General features: G+C 70.4%; 15 protein-coding genes. 12 read left to right on the plus strand and 3 right to left on the minus strand.

The annotated features are described in order from the left end of the window. Positions 1–15 precede the first annotated feature (15 nt). The 3 genes from KHC19_RS22385 to KHC19_RS22395 are packed head-to-tail and all read left to right on the plus strand — an operon-like array spanning position 16 to position 3,082. A complete protein-coding gene (locus tag KHC19_RS22385; protein WP_213356362.1) occupies positions 16–1,470 on the plus strand; it encodes a GntP family permease in 1,455 nt (484 codons plus the stop codon). Between the two features lie 36 nt (positions 1,471–1,506). Next, positions 1,507–2,712, plus strand: a complete 1,206-nt coding sequence (gene gltS / locus KHC19_RS22390) for a sodium/glutamate symporter (protein WP_213355646.1) — start codon at positions 1,507–1,509, stop codon at positions 2,710–2,712. A gap of 43 nt (positions 2,713–2,755) precedes the next feature. Next, positions 2,756–3,082 (plus strand): YXWGXW repeat-containing protein, encoded by a 327-nt coding sequence (locus KHC19_RS22395; protein WP_213355647.1) that lies wholly within the window; start codon positions 2,756–2,758, stop codon positions 3,080–3,082. A gap of 62 nt (positions 3,083–3,144) precedes the next feature. Here KHC19_RS22395 and KHC19_RS22400 read toward each other — a convergent pair whose 3' ends face one another. Continuing rightward, on the minus strand, positions 3,145–4,410 hold the full coding sequence (locus tag KHC19_RS22400) for an alpha/beta hydrolase (RefSeq protein WP_213355648.1): 1,266 nt from the start codon (positions 4,408–4,410) through the stop codon (positions 3,145–3,147). Positions 4,411–4,842: 432 nt separating this feature from the next. Here KHC19_RS22400 and KHC19_RS22405 point away from each other — a divergent pair, with 432 nt between their 5' ends. The 3 genes from KHC19_RS22405 to KHC19_RS22415 all read left to right on the plus strand — a co-directional run bounded on the left by KHC19_RS22405 (position 4,843) and on the right by KHC19_RS22415 (position 9,368). Beyond that, positions 4,843–5,970 carry an efflux RND transporter periplasmic adaptor subunit gene (locus KHC19_RS22405; RefSeq protein WP_213356364.1) on the plus strand — a complete coding sequence of 376 codons (1,128 nt, stop codon included), beginning with the start codon at positions 4,843–4,845 and terminating at the stop codon, positions 5,968–5,970. Then, entirely contained in the window at positions 5,970–9,023 is a 3,054-nt protein-coding gene (locus KHC19_RS22410; RefSeq protein WP_213355649.1) for an efflux RND transporter permease subunit, read from the plus strand. The genes KHC19_RS22405 and KHC19_RS22410 overlap by 1 nt, the downstream gene beginning before the upstream one ends. Before the next feature lie 138 nt (positions 9,024–9,161). Continuing rightward, entirely contained in the window at positions 9,162–9,368 is a 207-nt protein-coding gene (locus KHC19_RS22415) for a hypothetical protein (RefSeq protein WP_213355651.1), read from the plus strand. 64 nt (positions 9,369–9,432) lie between these two features. On the opposite strand, the gene KHC19_RS22420 is transcribed toward KHC19_RS22415, so the two are convergent. Both KHC19_RS22420 and KHC19_RS22425 read right to left on the minus strand, forming a co-directional pair. Next, positions 9,433–10,896, minus strand: coding sequence for an alpha/beta fold hydrolase (locus KHC19_RS22420; protein ID WP_213355653.1), 1,464 nt, complete (start codon positions 10,894–10,896; stop codon positions 9,433–9,435). A gap of 31 nt (positions 10,897–10,927) precedes the next feature. After that, entirely contained in the window at positions 10,928–11,953 is a 1,026-nt protein-coding gene (locus tag KHC19_RS22425; protein ID WP_213355655.1) for an AI-2E family transporter, read from the minus strand. Between the two features lie 197 nt (positions 11,954–12,150). Between KHC19_RS22425 and fgd the strand changes: the two genes are divergently transcribed. The 6 genes from fgd to KHC19_RS22455 all read left to right on the plus strand — a co-directional run bounded on the left by fgd (position 12,151) and on the right by KHC19_RS22455 (position 17,789). After that, the gene (gene fgd, locus KHC19_RS22430) at positions 12,151–13,155 is read left to right on the plus strand and encodes a glucose-6-phosphate dehydrogenase (coenzyme-F420) (protein WP_213355657.1); all 1,005 of its coding nucleotides are present in this window, start codon (positions 12,151–12,153) and stop codon (positions 13,153–13,155) included. Between the two features lie 9 nt (positions 13,156–13,164). Next, positions 13,165–13,929: a coenzyme F420-0:L-glutamate ligase gene (gene cofE / locus KHC19_RS22435; RefSeq protein WP_213355659.1), complete on the plus strand. Its 765-nt coding sequence runs from the start codon at positions 13,165–13,167 to the stop codon at positions 13,927–13,929. Next, complete coding sequence (cofC, locus tag KHC19_RS22440) at positions 13,926–14,606, plus strand: 2-phospho-L-lactate guanylyltransferase (RefSeq protein WP_213355661.1); 681 nt, start codon at positions 13,926–13,928, stop codon at positions 14,604–14,606. Before cofE ends, cofC begins: the two co-directional genes overlap by 4 nt. Before the next feature lie 19 nt (positions 14,607–14,625). Beyond that, positions 14,626–15,369, plus strand: coding sequence for an alpha/beta fold hydrolase (locus KHC19_RS22445; RefSeq protein WP_213355663.1), 744 nt, complete (start codon positions 14,626–14,628; stop codon positions 15,367–15,369). A gap of 174 nt (positions 15,370–15,543) precedes the next feature. Continuing rightward, entirely contained in the window at positions 15,544–16,635 is a 1,092-nt protein-coding gene (locus KHC19_RS22450; protein WP_213355665.1) for an ABC transporter ATP-binding protein, read from the plus strand. Next, a complete protein-coding gene (locus tag KHC19_RS22455; protein WP_343207779.1) occupies positions 16,632–17,789 on the plus strand; it encodes an ABC transporter ATP-binding protein in 1,158 nt (385 codons plus the stop codon). The genes KHC19_RS22450 and KHC19_RS22455 overlap by 4 nt, the downstream gene beginning before the upstream one ends. The last annotated feature ends 27 nt before the right edge of the window (positions 17,790–17,816 follow it).

Raw genomic sequence — 17,816 nt, forward strand, 5'->3', positions numbered from 1 at the left:
GCGATGGGCGAGACCGTGGGACTGATCGGAATCCTCGCCGGCCTCGGCCTGCTCATCGCGCTCGCCTTCCGCGGCTGGACGGTGCTGCTGCTGGCGCCGATCGCGGCGCTGATCGCCGCCGCCTTCGCCGGCGAGCCGCTGCTGGCGCACTGGACGCAGACCTTCATGGGCAGCGCCGCGCGCTTCGTGGCGCAGTTCTTCCCGCTGTTCCTGCTCGGAGCGCTGTTCGGCAAGATCATGGACGACAGTGGCTCGGTCACCGCCATCGCCCAGTTCATGACCGAGAAGCTGGGCGCCGAGCGGGCGGTGCTGGCGGTGGTGCTGGCCGGCGCCTTCGTCACCTATGGCGGGGTGAGCCTGTTCGTCGCCTTCTTCGTGCTGGCGCCGATGGGCCTCGCGCTGTTCCGTGCCGCGGGCGTGCCGCGCCGGCTGATGCCGGCGGCGATCGCGCTCGGCACCTCCACCTTCACCATGTCGGCGCTGCCCGGCACGCCCTCGATCCAGAACGCCATCCCCATGCCGTTCTTCGGCACCACGCCCTTCGCGGCGCCCGGGCTCGGCATCCTCGCATCGGCGATCATGCTCGGCTTCGGCCTGTGGTGGCTGCGGCGCGCCGAGGCGAAGGCGCGGGCGGCCGGCGAGGGCTTCGGCGCCGACGAGCCGGCGCCCGTCGATGCCGCGGCCGAGGACCCGCTGGTACGCGAGCGCGCCACCACCGCGCGCGAGTTCGACCCGGCGGAGATCCACAACGGCGTGCATGCCTATGCGAACCCGCCCATCGTGCTGGCGGCGCTGCCGCTGGTCGTCGTGGTGCTGGTCAATCTCCTGATGTCGATGGCGGTGCTGCCCCATCTCGACACCTCCTACCTCGCCGAGGAACGCTGGGGGGCGACCTCGCTGGCGGCGGTCGGCGGCGTGTGGTCGGTGGCGGTGGCGCTGACCGCGGCCATCCTGACCGCGCTCGCCCTCAGCTGGCGGCGGCTGCCGGGCCTGCGGGCCACCATCGACGCCGGCGCCAACGCGTCGGTGCTGCCGGTGTTCTCGGTGGCGAGCCTTGTCGGCTTTGGCGCGGTGGTGGCGGCGCTGCCGGCCTTCGAGCTGGTGCGCGAATGGGTGCTGTCCATCGAGGGCGGGCCGCTGGTGTCGCTGGCGGTGGCGACCAACATCCTCGCCGCGCTCACCGGCTCGGCCTCGGGCGGCCTCACCATCGCGCTCGACGCGCTGGGGCCGACCTTCATGCAGATCGCCGGGCAGACCGGGCTGGACCCGGCGCTGATGCACCGGGTGGCGGTGATCGGTTCCGGCACGCTGGACAGCCTGCCGCATAACGGCGCGGTGGTGACATTGCTGGCGGTCTGCGGCACAACTCACCGCGAGAGCTATCTCGACATCGTCATGGTCGGCATCGTCGGCGCCGTCCTGGCCCTCGTCGCGGTGATCGCCCTGGGATCGGCGGCGGGATCATTCTGACGCGGCGGACGCCGCCGGCTGCATGCGCGAGGACCGATGTCGACGATCCAGATTTCCGGCCTGCTCTCCTTCACCATCTCGATCCTGGTGTTCTTCGCCGGTGCGGGCATCAACCGCGCCGTCGAGCCGCTGCGGCGCTTCAACATTCCCGAGGCGGTGACAGGCGGGCTGCTGACGGCGCTGGCGACGCTGCTCGTCTATCGCGTCCTCGGCATCGAGATCACCTTCGCGCTCGAAGCGCGCGACATGCTCTTGCTCTATTTCTTCACCGGCATCGGGCTCAATGCGCGGCTGTCGGACCTCGTTTCCGGCGGGCGGCCGCTGATCGTGCTGCTGGCGCTGACGCTGGTGTATCTCGTCATCCAGAATCTCATCGCCGCCGGCAGCGTCGCCCTGCTGGGCCTGCCCGACGGCATCGCGGTGTTCCTCGGCTCGGCGTCGCTGATCGGCGGGCACGGCACCACCATCGCCTGGGCGCCGCTGATCGCCCAGCGCTTCGGCCTCGCCAATGCGATGGAGGTCGGCATCGCGGTGGCGACGCTCGGCTTGGTGGTGGCGAGCCTCGCCGGCGGCCCGATCGCCAAATACCTGCTCGGCCGCTACCGGCTGGAAGGCCCCCGCTCGGAGGAGGCGGTGGTCGGCCTGCCGCAGAAGCTGGAGGAACCCGGCCGCGACGATGTCAGCCATGTGAGCCTGCTGCGCACCATCCTGGTGATGAACGTCGCCATCCTCATCGGCTTCGGTGTCGAGGAACTGATGCAGGAGGTGCCGATCAAGCTGCCGCTGTTCGTCATCTGCCTGCTCGTCGGCATCGTGCTCACCAATACCGTGCCGCGCCTGCTGCCCCGCATCGTCTGGCCGACGCGCTCGCGGGCGCTGGCGCTGGTCTCCGACCTGTCGCTGAACGTGTTCCTGGCGATGTCGCTGATGAGCATGCAACTCTGGACGCTGGGCGGGCTGGGCCTCGCTCTGGTGATCGTGCTCGCGATCCAGACGGCGGCGGCGGTGGCCTACATCATCTTCGTGGTGTTCCCGGCCATGGGGAAGAACTACGAGGCGGCGGTGATCTCGGCCGGCTTCACCGGGATCAGCCTCGGCGCCACCCCGACCGCCATCGCCAACATGACGGCGGTGACCAAGACGCACGGGCCGGCGACGCGGGCCTTCATCATCCTGCCGCTCGTTTCCGCCTTCTTCATCGATATCGCGAATGCTGCGATGATCGGCTTCCTGGCCCGCTGACGCGGCTTTCCGCTTTCGCGGGCCCAACCAGAAGGATGGAAAGATGATCAGCCGCCGTTCACTTCTCGCCGGCCTGCTTTCGGCTGTCGCGGTGGCGCCGCTCGCCGCGCTGGGTACGTCGAGCGAGGCCGAGGCGCAGGCGCGTCCCATGGCGCCACCGCCGCCGCCGCGCCGCGAGCGGCGGCCGCCTCCGCGTCGCGGCTATACCTGGGTACCGGGCCACTGGAACTGGCGCCGCGGCCCGGGCTGGGTGTGGCAGCCCGGCTATTGGGAGCCGAACCGGCGCGGCTTCACCTATGTCGGCCCGCGTTGGGTGCTGCGGCGCGGCGCCTGGGTCTATGAGCCGGGTCGCTGGGTGCGCAGCTGGTGAACCGACCGCTCCGTTGAGAAGGACCGGCCGGGCGCCGCGGGTGCCCGGCCCGTTCGAGCGGGCTATTGCCTGGCGGGGTTGCCGGCGGTGTTCTTGATCACCTGGCCGAACTGGTTCACCTGCGCCTCATAGGTGTGGCGCGTCGCCGGGTCGAAGATGGCGATCGGGGCGCTGATGGCGACGCTGGCCGCGCTGCCCACCGTCTGCCCGACGCCCATGGCGACGGTGCCGATGCGATCGCCCAGGCTCATCTGCGAATCCGTCACCGTCTGCCCGGCGACGAGGCGGGTGCCGATCAGCCGCACCACTTCCGGGGATTCGGCGAAGCGGCCGTGGTTGAGCATGTCGCCGGAGCGCAGTGCCGTCAGGTCGACCACGGTGATGCCGGCCTTCTGGAGCTCGGCGTAATAGTCGCTCGGATTGATCTGGCCGAGCCGGTCGACGCTGCCGGCGATGCGCCGCGACACCTGCAGCGCGCGGTCGTCCTGCGAGGTGAACACCGTGAAACGCGCGGTCGGGTGGTTCAGCGCGCGCCATTGCGAGGCGAAGACGTCGACATCGACATCCGGCGAGGCGAGGATCACGTCGGTGATCTTGGGCGGCAGCCTGCCGCGGCGGATCGACATCTGCCGCAGGCCCTCCATGGCGAGCCAGGCTCCCATGGAGTGCGCCATGATGGTGACGTCCTTCACCTCCGGGTCGGTGGCGACTTCCCACACCGTCTCCTCGAAGGCATCGCGCGAATAGATGGTGCTTTCGCGATCGAACAGGTAGTCGAATACCCGGGCGCGCGAGGGCCAGGTGAACAGGACCGGCGTCGCGTCGGCCTTGGAATCATGGGAGATCTGCGCGAAGCGGTAGACCGCGTCCTCGAAGCGGTTGTTGAAGCCATGCACGAAGATCAGCACCCGCCGGCTGGGGGTGAGGTGCTCGTGCAACCAGCGACGCGACGAGCTGAGGCCGTCGAGCGGCTTGGCTTCGAGGGTGGCGAAATCGGTCTGCGGGTTGGGCGGCAGCCGGCGCGGCCATTGCACCTCGCCGATCTGGCGGTTCTGGTCGGGCGGGATCGACACGACGAAGGACGAGAGGAGCACCTGCCGCCCGCGCTCGCCGGTGAACAGGATGCCGGGGTCGTCGGACGGGGCGCGGGTGGTGGCGACGAGCATGTCGACCTGGGTGGCGTCCGGCGCGGTTTCCGCGACCGGTGCCAGCACGCCGGTCGGCCGGCTGGCACAGCTGGCGATCACCAGGCCGGCAAGCGCAACGGCCAGAAGCCGGGCTGTGGCGCCTGCCAGGCGCTGCGCAGTTCTCGGCGCTTCGACCTGCATACTCTTACGCTGCCCCGTTCGCCGGCCGATCGTCGACCCGCCTGCCACTCCGTAGCGGCATCGATAGCGAAAGCGGCAGGCTGCCTCAAGCACCGGAGGTATCGGCCTGCCGTCGGGCTTATGGAATCACGACGATAGTGGCTTCAGGGCACCAAGCCGGCCGCGGCCAAGGCGCGGCGCGTACCGCTCTGCGGCCGCGCGTGGCTCCTGGTCCGGGGCCGCATGGGCGGCCGGCGGAGCCCGGCTTCTGCCGCGAGGAATGCGCGCGGCGGGCGTCCCTGTCGCGATGGCGTGAACGACGGATCGCGGGACAATCCCGTCATCGAACGTTCCGGGGATATGCCTTGGCTGCAAAAGCGTGCACCATCCGCCGGTGCCGGCTTGCCGCAAAGAGCCGTCCTGGCCGGCACGCTCAAGGAGGACGTGATCGTCATGCTGAAGCGCATTTCCGGCAACCGCTCCTGCTCCGGCCTCGGCCTCGCGCTCGCCATGGCGCTGCTGGCGGCCGGCTGTTCGCAGGAGGAGGCGGATGCGCCGCCGCCGGTGCGGCCGGTCCGGGTGACCACCGTCGAGGAGGCGCCGGCGAGCCAGTCGGTCTCGATCTCCGGCACCGTCCAGGCGCAGGACGAGGCCTCGCTCGCCTTCCGTATCGGCGGGCGGATGATCGAGCGGCTGGTGAATGTCGGCGACCAGCTGAAGGCCGGGCAGGTGGTGGCCCGCCTCGATCCGCAGAACGCGCTCAACACGCTGCGCTCGGCGCAGGCGGCGGTGACGGCCGCGGAAGGCCGGCTGGTGCAGGCCTCCAACCATTACGACCGGCAGGAGCGGCTGCTCCAGAGCGGGTTCACCACCCGCGCCATCTATGACGAGGCGCGGCAGGGCCGCCTCGCCGCGCAGGCGCAGCTCGACGACGCGCAGGCGCAGCTGAAGACCGCCGAGGACAATGTCGGCTACACCGAATTGAAGGCCGACGCGCCGGGCGTCGTCACCGCGCGCGGCGCCGAGCCCGGCGAGGTGGTGCAGGCCGGGCAGATGATCGTCCAGCTCGCCCGGCAGGGCGGTCGCGACGCGGTGTTCGACGTCTCCGCGCAGGTGCTGCGGCAGGTGCCGGCCGATCCCGCGATCGCCGTCGCGCTTGCCGACGATGCCGCGGTGACGGCGGTGGGCCGCGTGCGCGAGGTGGCGCCGCAGGCCGATCCGGTGACCCGTACCTTCCGGGTGCGGGTGGGGCTCGACAACCCGCCCGAGGCGATGCGGCTCGGCTCCGCCGTGACCGGCCGGGTCGAGATCGAGAGCGGCGTAGGCATGGAGGTGCCGGCCTCGGCGCTGACCGCCACCAATGGCCGGCCGGCGGTGTGGGTGGTCGATCCGTCCACCGCCACGGTGGCGCTTCGCAATGTCGAGGTGGCGCGGTTCAATCCGGCGACGGTGATCGTCGCCTCCGGCCTCGCGGTGGGCGACGTCGTCGTCACCGCCGGGGTGCAGGCCCTGCATCCCGGCCAGAAGGTGCGGCTGCTCGGCGCAGCGGCGGCGTCCGCTTCGGAGGCCTCGGGTTCCTGATGCGCTTCAACCTGTCGGAATGGGCGATCCGCGAACGCTCGCTGGTCATCTTCTTCATGCTGGTGGTGATCGTCGCCGGCCTCGGTTCCTATTTCCGGCTCGGCCGGGCCGAAGACCCTTCCTTCGTCATCAAGACCATGGTGGTGCAGGCCGCCTGGCCCGGCGCCTCCACGCAGGACATGCTGAAGCAGGTGACCGAGCGGCTCGAACGCACGCTGCAGGAGACGCCGCATCTCGACAGCCTGCGCTCCTATACGCGGCCGGGCGTCGCCACCATCTTCGTCAATCTCGACGGCGCCACCACGGCCGCCGAGGTGCCGGATGTCTGGTACCATGTGCGCAAGAGTATCGCCGACATGCGCCACACCCTGCCGCAGGGAGTGGTCGGGCCGGGCTTCAACGACGAGTTCGGCGACACGTTCGGGCTGATCTACGGCTTCACCGCCGACGGCTTCAGCCATCGCGAGCTGCGCGACTATGTCGAGGAGGTGCGCTCGAAGCTGCTGCAGGTGCCGGATGTCTCCAAGATCGAGATCCTCGGCGCCCAGGACGAGCGCATCTTCGTCGAATTCTCGATGGAGGAGCTCGCCAGTCTCGGCATCAACCGGCAGGCGCTGATCGCGGCCCTGCGCAGCCAGAACGTGGTGCAGCCGGCCGGCACCATCCAGACCGGCGACGAAACGCTGGCGCTGCAGGTTTCCGGCGCCTTCGACAGCGAGCGCGACATCGAGAACATCAACTTCGCCGTCGACGGGCGGATGCTTCGCCTCGCCGACATCGCCACCGTGCGGCGCGGCACCGCCGATCCGCCGCAGCCGATGTTCCGCGTCAATGGCGAGCCGGCGATCGGCCTCGCCATCGCCATGCGCGAGGGCGGCGACATCCTGCGGCTCGGCAGCAACATCAAGGCGGCCATCACCGAGATCACCGCCGACCTGCCGATCGGCATCGGCGTCACCCTGGTGGCCGACCAGGCGGTGACGGTGGAGCACGCCATCGGCGAGTTCATGGAATCGCTGTGGCAGGCCATCGCCATCATCCTGGTGGTGAGCTTCATCGCGCTCGGCGTGCGCCCGGGCCTCGTGGTGGCGCTGTCGATCCCGCTGACGCTGGCGGCGGTGTTCACCGTCATGGAGCTGACCGGCATCGACATGCAGCGTATCTCGCTCGGCGCGCTGATCATCGCGCTGGCGCTCATGGTCGACGACGCCATGACCACCACCGACGCCACCATCAACCGGCTGGCGCTCGGCGAGAAGCCGGCGGTGGCCGCGACCTATGCCTTCAAGACCTATGCCTTCGCCATGCTGGCCGGCACGCTGGTGACCATCGCCGGCTTCGTGCCGATCGGCTTCGCGGCCTCCTCGGCCGGCGAGTACACCTTCTCGCTGTTCGCGGTGGTGTCGATCGCGCTCATCGTGTCGTGGCTGGTGGCGGTGCTGTTCGCGCCGCTGATCGGCCTCGTGCTGCTCCGGCCGCCGAAGAACGCCGCCGCGAGCCAGGGAGGAGTACCGGAACCGGGGCGGGTCATGCGCCTTTATCGCGGCTTCCTCTCGACGGCGCTCGCGTGGCGCTGGGTGACGGTGGGCGTCACGGTGGCGCTGTTCGTCGTCGCGGTGCTGCTGCTGCCGCTGATCCCCAGCCAGTTCTTCCCGTCCTCCGACCGGCCGGAGCTGCTGGTCGACATGACCCTGCAGCAGAACGCCTCGATCCACGCCACCGAGGCCGCCATGGAACGGCTCGACGCGGCGCTGAAGGACGATCCCGACGTGGCGCGCTGGAGCGGCTATGTCGGCCAGGGCGCCATCCGCTTCTATCTGCCGCTCAATGCCCAGCTGCCGAACGATTTCTTCGGCCAGGCGGTGGTGGTGGCGAAGGACACGCCGGCGCGCATCCGGTTGCAGGCGCGGCTGGAGACGCTGCTGGCCGAGGAGTTCCCGGGCGTGGTGAGCCGCGTCTCGCCGCTGGAGCTGGGCCCGCCGGTCGGCTGGCCGGTGCAGTATCGCGTGCTCGGCCCGGATCTGGCTGAGGTGCGCGACATCGCCTTCAAGCTCGCGCAGGTGGTGGCCGCCGAGCCCGGCGCGACGCAGGTGAACTATGACTGGATCGAACCGGCACGCGAGGTGCGGATCAAGGTCGACCAGGACGAGGCCCGCCGGCTCGGCCTGTCGACCGAGACCATTGCTGGCGTGCTCAACACGGTGATTTCCGGCGCGCCGGTGACGCAGCTGCGCGACGATATCTATCTCGTCAACGTCGTGCTGCGGGCCACCGACGAGCAGCGCCTGTCGCTCGACAGCCTGCGCACCCTGCAGGTGCCGATCCCCGGCGGGCGCACCGTGCCGCTGTCGCAATTCGCCAGCTTCGACTATGCCCAGTCCTATCCGCTGGTGTGGCGACGCGACCGCGTGCCCAGCCTCACCGTGCAGGCCGATGTCGCGCCGGGCACGCTGCCGGACGAGGCGGTGCGCGCGCTCGCCCCCAAGATCGCGGCGCTGAACGCCGAGCTGCCGCGGGGCTACCGCATCGAGACCGGCGGCACGGTGGAGGAGAGCGCCAAGTCGCAGGCCTCGGTGGTGGCGGTGGTGCCGCTGATGCTGTTCATCATGCTCACCGTGCTGATGTTCCAGCTGCGGCGCTTCTCGCTGATGTTTATCGTGCTGTCGGTAGCGCCGCTGGGGCTGATCGGCGTGGTGGCGGCGCTGTTGCTGTCGCAGCGGCCGCTCGGCTTCGTCGCCATTCTCGGCGTGCTGGCGCTCATCGGCATGATCATCAAGAACGCGGTGATCCTGATCGGTCAGATCGAGGCCGAGCGGGCGGGCGGCAAGAGCGTGCGCGAGGCGGTGCTCGACGCCTCCAGCGCCCGTTTCCGGCCGATCATGCTCACCGCCGTCTCCACCGTGCTCGGCATGATCCCCATCGCGCCGACGGTGTTCTGGGGCCCGATGGCGTTCGCGATCATGGGCGGCCTCCTGGTCGCCACGCTGCTGACGCTGATCTTCCTGCCGGCGCTCTATGTGGCGACGATGCGCGACAAGCCGGCCGCCACCTAGCCGCGGCGCGCCGGCCACGAGGTGCCGCTGCGGGAGGCCCGCGTCGCGATGGCGCGCGGCACTTCGGGAGCGCGCCTATTGTTGGCGGAATCCGCCGGCGGTATGAAGGTGCTATCGATTCATCCTGGGGGACCTTCCATGATCCGCGTTGCCGCCATCTCTCTCGTCGCGCTTTCGCTCGCCGCCTGCACCACCACCGAAAAGCGCGCCACCGGCGGCGCGCTGATCGGCGGCGGCACCGGCGCCATCATCGGCGGCATTGCCGGCGGCGGCACCGGCGCCCTGGTGGGCGGGGCGATCGGCGCCGGCACCGGCGCGGTGATCGGCGCGGCGACCGCCAACTGAGCGTCGCCCTCCGGCTTTTCGAGCGGCCGCGCCTCGCGAGGGACGCGGCCGTTTCATTTGGGCCTCAGTGGCGCGGGGCGGCTATGACGTCGCCAACCCGGCCGGCGATGTAGGGGAAGAACGGGTTGGACGACATGCGGGTCAGCGCATCGACGCTGATGATCAGCGCCCCCCGTTCGCCCCGGACCGCCATCGCCCCGAGATGCAGGCCGAAATCCTCGGTGCCGTCCGGCTGCGAGCCGTAGAGATTGTCGCTGTCCGGGAAGGGCAGGGCGACGTGGGACAGCGAGAACACGTCGGGCGGGTAGAGCAGGCCGAGCGCGCGCTCGCGGCTTTCGGTGGCGCCCGCCGGGGTGCGCCGCTCCAGCACCTCGGGGCTGTCGGGATCGAGATTGGTGATCATGGACAGCGCGAAATTGCGCGGGGCCGGTGGCACGTTGCGGCCGAGCGCGGCGGCCGAGGTCCAGCCGCGCAGCAGCGGGCCGAGCTTGGTGTTGCGGTTGAGGTCGAACAGCACCAGTTCGCTGCCGTTGTCCGGCAGCAGCCCGTAGAAGGCGGTGACCACGGCGCGGGTGGAGACGGTGAAGTCCAGCGCCGACTGGAAGGTGAGCGCCGGCGGCAGGTCCTTCAGCCCGCCGGCCCGCGCCCGGCGGGCGATGGAGTCCTGCAGCGCCGCGGTGAGCAGGTAGGACTGGCGGGCGCCGTTCACCGGAAACGAGTTGTACTTGAACGGGTTGAACTCCGGCAGGATGGAGAGCCACGCCGCCTTGGCGAAGGTCGGCAGGAAGGCGGGCAGGCCGGCGAGGCCGGCAAAGCGCGCGAAGCGGGTGATGCCGATCATCGGCGAGAGCAGGATCAGCCGGTCCGGCCGCGCCATGGCGGGATCGTCCAGCGCGTCGAGGGCGTATTTCAGGGCGAGCGCGCCGCCATTGGAGAAGCCGACCAGATGCAGCGGCCGGGTGGGGGCGAGGCGATGGGCCTCGCGTACCGCCAGCCGCGTGGCGGCGAGCCAGTCCTGCCATTCCGCCTCGGCGAGGCCGGCCGGTACCGTGCCGTGGCCGGGCATGCGGATGGCGACGACCGCCCAGCCGGCCTCGGCGTAGAGCCGGGCGATGTGGCGCAGGCTGTAGGGCGAATCGGTGAGGCCGTGCAGAAGCACCACCGCGCCTTTCGCCTCGCCGGCCGGCACGATCTCGTAGGAACGGTTGAAGTCGCGGGTGAGGCGCGGCGGGTAGACGACGCTGCCGGAGAAATAGCGATTGGACGGGATGCGCTGGTCGGCCGGCAAGGTCTGCACGACGTTTTCCCACACCTCGTCGAAGGCGCGGTTCTCGGCGGCGAGGAAGCCCGTCCAGTCGGTGCGGTCCATCTCGGCGACGCTGAGTTCGCGCGGCGCATAGGTGTGCCAGGGCTCCAGCGGCGCGCCCGACTGCGCGAACCAGATGCGGGTGGCGAGGAAGGTCGCCAGCATCAGGGCGAGCGTGACGAGCAGCCAGAGGGCGAGGCGCTTGAGGCGGCGAGCGGCCATGCGGGGGCCTTTCCTTCGATGTCGGGCGGCGTCAGGCGTCTGGGGCGCGGCCGGAGAGCAGCCGGGCCACCCAGCGGGCGGAGGTCGTGTGCGCGCAGAAGGTGAGCGCGGCGATGGCGAGCGGCACGCCGATGAAGGCGCCGGCCAGCCCCCACAGGAAGGCGAAGAAGAACACCGCCAGCAGCACCAGGAAGGGCGACATGGCGAGCGCCTTGCCGGCGATGCGCGGCTCGACATAGGAGCCGAGGACGAACTGGATGACGTTCATGCCGGCGAACACCGCCACCGCCATCTGCCAGCTCTCGAACTGGGCGATGGCGAACAGGGTCGGCAGGAGCGTCGCCACCAGCGGGCCGATGAACGGGATGTAGTTGAGGGCGAAGGCGATCACCCCCCAGGCGAAGGCGAGATCGAGCCCGGCCAGAGCGGCGAAGGCCCAGACCGCGAAGCCGGTGGCGACGCTCATCGCCGTGCGCACCGCCATGTAGCGGCGGAACTTGCCGGCGATGTCGGCACCGGCGGCGAGCAGGATGCGCCCGCCATCGCCCGCCTCGCCGGCCGCGAGCTTGCGCCGGACGACATCGACCTCCAGCAGGCCGAGCAGCACGAAGATGAAGGTCACCACCGCGAAGCCGAGCATGCCGTTGAGCCGGGCGGCGACGCCCTGGAAGAAGCGGATCAGCCAGGAGACGTTGAAGGTCTCCATGAAGGTGCCGGCCGCGTAGAGGCCATGGCCTTCCAGCCATTCGGCGCCGGACAGATAGAGCGTCTGGAAGCGGTTGGCGTTGGCGACCAGCCATTGCGCGGCGCGGCCGAAGCCCCACACCGTCATCGAGGTGAGCGCGAAGATGACGACGAGGCTCACCGCGAGGCTGATGAACAGCGCCGCGAGCTGCGGCAGGCGCCGTGCCAGGGCCTGTTGCAGCGGCCAGACCAGCGCGATGAAGAACAGCGCGAAGGCCACCGGCGCCACGATCGAGGCGGCGAGATAGGCCGCCGCGCCGATGAGGATGGCGGCAATGATGCCGAGAAGGATCTGCGTGCTGCGCCCGTTCATGTCCCGCTCGCCAAAAGCTGCCCCGTGCCGGATAAAGCCTTGCCCCGCCGGCGACAAGGCCATTGCGATTCCGGCGCCGCGGCGTTTCCGCCCTGTCGAATTGCGGAAAATTCAGCCTATTGTGATTGCATGTTTATTCAGGATAATGTGCTGGACAATAGTAACATTCATATTGCCGGTCCAGGGGGAATGGTAAGGTGCTGAAGCTTGGCTACAAGGCCTCGGCGGAGCAGTTCGACGCGCGCCGGCTGGTCGATTTCTCGGTGCTCGCGGAGCGCAGCGGATTCGATTCCGTCTTCATCAGCGATCATTTCCAGCCCTGGCGCCATACGGGCGGGCACGCGCCGGCCGCCTTTCCCTTCCTCGGTGCGCTCGGCTCGGCGACCTCGCGGATCGCGATGGGCACCAGCGTGCTCACCCCGACCTTCCGCCATCACCCCTCTATGGTGGCGCAGGCCTTCGGCACGCTCGGCCAGCTGTTTCCCGGGCGAGTGATCCTCGGCGTCGGCTCGGGCGAGGGGCTCAACGAGGTGCCGGCCACCGGCGCGCCCTGGCCGGAACTGAAGGAGCGCTTCGCCCGGCTGCGCGAGGCGGTGCGCCTCATCCGCACGCTGTGGACCGAGGAGCGCGTCAGCTTCGAAGGGGAGTTCTATCGCACCGAGAACGCCACCATCTATGACCGTCCCGAAACGCCGGTGCCGATCTACATCGCCGGCGCCGGGCCGCAGGTGGCGAAGTTCGCCGGCCGGGCGGGCGATGGCTTCATCTGCACCTCCGGCAAGAAATGGGAGCTCTACACCGAGACGCTGCTGCCCAATGTCGCGGCGGGGCTGGAAGCCTCGGAGCAGCCGGGCCGTCCCTATGAGCGCATGATCGAGATGAAGGTCTCCTTCGATACCGACCGGGCGCGGGCCATGGCTGACACCCGCCATTGGGCGGCGCTGGCGCTCTCGCCGGAGGAGAAGCATTCGGTGGAGGATCCGCTGGAGATGGAGAAGCTGGCCGATGCGCTGCCGGTCGAGCGGGCGGCCTCGCGCTGGATCGTCTCCACCGACCCGGAGGAGCATGTCGAGAAGATCGCCGCCTATGTGGCTCTGGGCTTCGACCATCTGGTGTTCCACGCCCCGGGCGAGGACCAGCCGCGCTTCCTCGCGCTCTATGCCGAGCAGGTGCTGCCGCGCCTGCGTGCCCGCTTCGGCTGAGCGGTGACGATGTCGGCCCGCCTCGAACTCCTGGCGCTGCCGGGCTTCCCGATGGTGGAAGCCGGCGACGACCTCGCCGGCTTCGTGCTGGACGGGGTGGCGCGGCTGGGGCTGGAACTGGCGCCGCAGGACGTGGTGGTGCTGGCGCAGAAGGTGGTGTCCAAGGCCGAGGGCCGGCTCGTCCGCCTCGCGGAGGTGGTGCCGTCCGAGCGGGCGCGGGCGCTGGCCGGCGAGGTGCGCAAGGATCCCCGTCTCGTCGAGCTGATCCTCTCCGAGAGCGTGCGGGTGGTGCGCACGCGGCCGGACGTGCTGATCGTCGAGCACCGGCTGGGGCTGACCATGGCCAATGCCGGCATCGACCAGTCCAATGTCCGGCACGGGGACGGCGAGGTGGCGCTGCTGCTGCCGCTCGACCCGGACACCAGCGCCGCGCGGCTGCGGGGCGAGATCGAGCGGCGGACCGGCGTGGCGCCGGCGGTCGTCATCAATGACAGCTTCGGCCGGCCCTGGCGGCGTGGCACCACCGGCATCGCCATCGGGGCCGCCGGCCTTCCGTCGATGATCGATCGTCGCGGCGAGACGGACCTCTACGGCCGCACGCTGCGCGCCACCATGATCGCCTATGCCGACGAGATCGCCGCCGCGGCCTCGCTGGTGATGGGGCAGGCGACGGAGGCCACGCCGGTGGTGCTGGTGCGGGGACTGGCATGGACGGCCGCCGATAATCCCGCGGCGGCGCTGATCCGCGCGCCGGAGGAGGATTTGTTCCGGTGAGCCGCACGGCGTCGGCGGGAATCTGGGCGGTGGTGCCGGTGAAGCCGTTCGGGCTCGCCAAGCAGCGATTGGCGCCGGCGCTGGGCGCCGAGGCGCGCGCCCGCCTCGCCCGGGCGATGCTGGAGGACGTGCTGGCGGCGCTGGGATCGGTCGGCGGACTGGCGGGAACGCTGATCGTCTCGGCCGAACCCGAGGTCGAGGAGCTGGCGCGCGATTTCGGGGCCGAGCGGCTCGCCGAGGCCGAGGCCGCCGGACTCAACACGGCGCTGGAACGGGCGGCGCGGCACCTCGTGCATCGCGGCGCCGCCGGCCTGCTGGCGATTCCCGGCGATGTGCCGGGACTGGCGGCGGCGGAGGTGGCGCGGCTCATCGGCGCGCATCCCGCCGGTCGCGCCGTCAGCCTCGTCGCCGCCCATGACGGGCAGGGCACCAACGCGCTGCTGGCGACGCCGGCGGACGCCGTGCGCTTTTGCTTCGGGCCGGGGAGCCTCGCGGCGCACCGCGCGGCGGCGCGGGCGGCGGACATGGCCACGATCGTGCATGAGGCCGGGGCGCTGCCCGGCATCGGCTTCGATGTCGATGCGCCGGACGACCTGGCGCGGCTGCGCGCGCTGCCGGGTCGCTCGCATACGCGCGCGGCGCTCGCCGCCGGCGCCTTCCCGCCCGGCTGGGCATAGACGCGCTCGGGAGGGCGCCATGGCGAATTTCGTTCTCGTACACGGATCGTTTCATGGCGCCTGGTGCTGGCAGAGGCTGGTGCCGCTGCTGGAGGCGCGCGGTCACGCGGTGCTGGCGCCGGATCTGCCGGCGAGCGGCGAGGATGACGCGCCGCCGGAGACCGCCGATCTCGACAGCTATGTGACGCGCGTCACCTGGGCGATCGACCAGATGCCGGACGACGTGGTGCTGGTGGGCCATTCCATGGGCGGCATCGTCAGCGCGCAGGCCAGCGAGCGCCGCGCCCATCGGCTGGCGGGATGCGTCTATGTGAACGGCCTGCTGCTGACCCATGGTGCCAGCCTCGTCAGCTTCCTCGATGCGCATGCCGGGCTCGGGGTCGAGGATCTGGTGCTGAAGAACATGCAGGTGGCGGCGGATGGGCAGACCGCGACCTTCCCCGCGGCCTCCGCTCCCGAAGTGTTCTACAACACATGTGCGCCGGCGGACGCCGCCTGGGCCGCCGGGCGGCTGACCCCGCAGCGGATGAAAGTCTACACCGACCGGCTGGAGCTGAGCGTGGCCGGCTTCGACCGGGTGCGGCGCTTCTATGTCGAGGGCACGGCCGACCGGGCGGTGTCGCTGGCCTATCAGCGCGCCATGACCGCCGAAACGCCGTGCGAAGAGGTGTTCACCCTCGACGGCGACCATTCGCCGTTCTTCTCGGCCCCCGCCGCGCTCGCCGGGCTGCTCGATGACGTGGCGCGGCGGGTGGGCGGCTAGGCGCCGCCGGCGGCGCCCATTCTGGTAGCACGGGGTGCCTTCCGGCTGCTTTTTTAAGCAGATGTTCAATGGCGGAACGAGGCGCGAGGGCCCTATCGGCTAGAGTGTCTATACACCAGCACACTTTGGCACAGAACTTGGATTGTTCATCGGCATAGCCAGTTGGAGTGCCGGATGTCGTCCATTGCCTTCGAGCAGGTCTTCAAGCGTTACGGGGAGGTTGATGCCGTCAAGGAGCTCAACCTCGCCTGCGCCGCCGGTGAGATGCTCGCCTTGCTGGGGCCCTCGGGCTGCGGCAAGTCGACGACGCTGAAGATGGCCGCCGGCATCGAGAGCGTGACCGAGGGCGAGATCTTCTTCGGCGACAAGCCGGTGTCGCGGCTCGCGCCGGGCGAGCGCAACATCGCCATGGTGTTCGAGGATTACGCGCTCTACCCGAACATGACGGTGTGGGAGAATGTCGGCTTCCCGCTGAAGGTGCGCGGCGTCGCCGGCCAGCCGGCTTCCGAGCGCATCGGCGAGGTGCTGCAGCTTCTGGGCCTGAGGCAGATGGCCGACCAGAAGGTGCGCGGCCTCTCCGGCGGTGCCATGCAGCGTGTGTCGATCGGCCGGGCACTGGTGCGCGACCCGGAAGTGATCCTGTTCGACGAGCCGCTCTCCCATCTCGACGCCGACCAGAAGGTGCAGCTGCGCGCCGAGATCAAGCGGTTGCAGAAGCTGCGGCAGGTGACGTCCATCCTCGTCACCCACGACCAGACCGAGGCCATCGCCATGGCCGACCGGGTGGCGGTGATGAATCACGGCGTGCTGCAGCAGGTAGGCGCGCCGCAGGATCTCTATGAGCGCCCGGCCAATCTGTTCGTCGCCAATTTCATCGGCGAGCCGCCGATGAACCTGATGAAGGCCGGCTGGGCCGGCAACCGCATCGTCGGCGAGGGCTGGGAGGTGACGCTGGGCACCGCGCGGCGGGCGAGGCTGCCGGACGGCGCCATCGTCGCCGGCATCCGTCCCGAGCATGTGACGCTGCGGCCGCCGGATCGGGCCGGGGATGCGAAGGGCGTCATCACCTATCGTGAGCCGCGCGGCGATGCCGACGTGTTCACCGTGGCGCTCGGTGCCGGTTCCGGTGCCGGCGGCACGCTGGTGGCGGAGATCGCCGGGCCGTCGGCGTGGCGGGCGGGCGACCGGGTGTCGCTCGGCCTCGATGTCGACCGGCTGCTGGTCTTCGATGCCGTGAGCGAGAAGAACCTGGAGGTGGCGCCGTGAACGCTCCGCTCGCCACCCCGTCGCTGCGCATGTCCCATTCGGCCGGGCTGATCGCGCGCGGCATTTCCAAGAGCTTCCAGCACAAGGTGCTGGCCGAGATCGGCCTCGAGGTGAAGCCGGGAGAGCTTCTGGCGCTCACCGGCCCCTCCGGCGCCGGCAAGACCACCTTCTGCCGCATCCTCGCCGGGCTGGAGCGGCCCGATGCCGGCTCGGTCGAACTGGGCGGCCGCTCCATGGCCGGGGTGCCGGCGGGCGAGCGCAAGGTGGCGCTGATGTTCGAGAGCTACGCGCTCTACCCGCATCTCACCGTGCGCGGCAATGCGCTCTCGCCCTTGCAGGCGCCGGGCGGGCGGCTTCCGGCCGCCGAGGCGGAGACGCGCGTCGACGAGGTGCTGGAGCTGCTGGAAATCCGCCACCTGCACGCACGCCTGCCCGGTGCGCTGTCCGGCGGGCAGAAGCAGCGCGTGGCGCTCGCCCGGCTGCTGGTGCAGTCGCCCGCGCTCTACCTGCTCGACGAACCGATCAGCCATCTCGACGCCAAGCTGCGTCACAAGCTGCGCGGCGAGATCCGCCGCCGGCTGGCGCAGGAGCCGGTGCCGACGATCTGGGCGACGCCGGACGGCATGGAGGCGCTCTCGGTCGGCGACCGGGTGGCGGTGATCGAGAATGGCCGCCTGGAGCAGATCGGCACGCCGGAGGACATCTGGCTGCGCCCGGCCAGCGCGCGGGTGGCGAAGCTGATCGGCGACCCGCCGATGAACCTTATCGACGGCGAACTGACCCGCGAGAACGGCGCCATCGTCTTCGCGCGGCGGGCGCTGAAGCTGACGCTGACCGGGCCGCTGGCGCGGGCGGCCGAGCGTGCCGGCGGTGCCGCGGTAACGCTGGGCGTGCGCCCCGACGCCATCGGCTTCGCGCCGGCGGACGCGCCGGAGGCGACGCCGGCGGAGATCTATTCCAACGAGCCCTTCGGCAAGCACGCCATCCTTACCATCGATCTCGGCGCTTTGCTCGCCAAGGTGAAGACCTCGATGGAGAGCGCCGGGGCACTGGGTGCCGATGGCGGCATCGGCCGGAACATCGGCCTCACCTTTCCCGGCGAGGGGATGGTGCTCTTCGACGGCGCCACCGGTCGGGCGCTGTCCGGCGACTGACGACTGCAGACATAAGCCGCTAACGGC

Source organism: Ancylobacter oerskovii, from assembly GCF_018390555.1.
Classification (GTDB): domain Bacteria; phylum Pseudomonadota; class Alphaproteobacteria; order Rhizobiales; family Xanthobacteraceae; genus Ancylobacter; species Ancylobacter oerskovii.

Coding starts and splice junctions, on each gene's coding strand:
- gltS (WP_213355646.1), top strand. CDS start 1,507: ATGTCGACGATCCAGATTTCCGGCCTGCTCTCCTTCACCATCTCGATC.
- KHC19_RS22395 (WP_213355647.1), top strand. CDS start 2,756: ATGATCAGCCGCCGTTCACTTCTCGCCGGCCTGCTTTCGGCTGTCGCG.
- KHC19_RS22400 (WP_213355648.1), bottom strand. CDS start 4,410: ATGCAGGTCGAAGCGCCGAGAACTGCGCAGCGCCTGGCAGGCGCCACA.
- KHC19_RS22405 (WP_213356364.1), top strand. CDS start 4,843: ATGCTGAAGCGCATTTCCGGCAACCGCTCCTGCTCCGGCCTCGGCCTC.
- KHC19_RS22410 (WP_213355649.1), top strand. CDS start 5,970: ATGCGCTTCAACCTGTCGGAATGGGCGATCCGCGAACGCTCGCTGGTC.
- KHC19_RS22415 (WP_213355651.1), top strand. CDS start 9,162: ATGATCCGCGTTGCCGCCATCTCTCTCGTCGCGCTTTCGCTCGCCGCC.
- KHC19_RS22420 (WP_213355653.1), bottom strand. CDS start 10,896: ATGGCCGCTCGCCGCCTCAAGCGCCTCGCCCTCTGGCTGCTCGTCACG.
- KHC19_RS22425 (WP_213355655.1), bottom strand. CDS start 11,953: ATGAACGGGCGCAGCACGCAGATCCTTCTCGGCATCATTGCCGCCATC.
- cofE (WP_213355659.1), top strand. CDS start 13,165: ATGTCGGCCCGCCTCGAACTCCTGGCGCTGCCGGGCTTCCCGATGGTG.
- KHC19_RS22445 (WP_213355663.1), top strand. CDS start 14,626: ATGGCGAATTTCGTTCTCGTACACGGATCGTTTCATGGCGCCTGGTGC.
- KHC19_RS22450 (WP_213355665.1), top strand. CDS start 15,544: ATGTCGTCCATTGCCTTCGAGCAGGTCTTCAAGCGTTACGGGGAGGTT.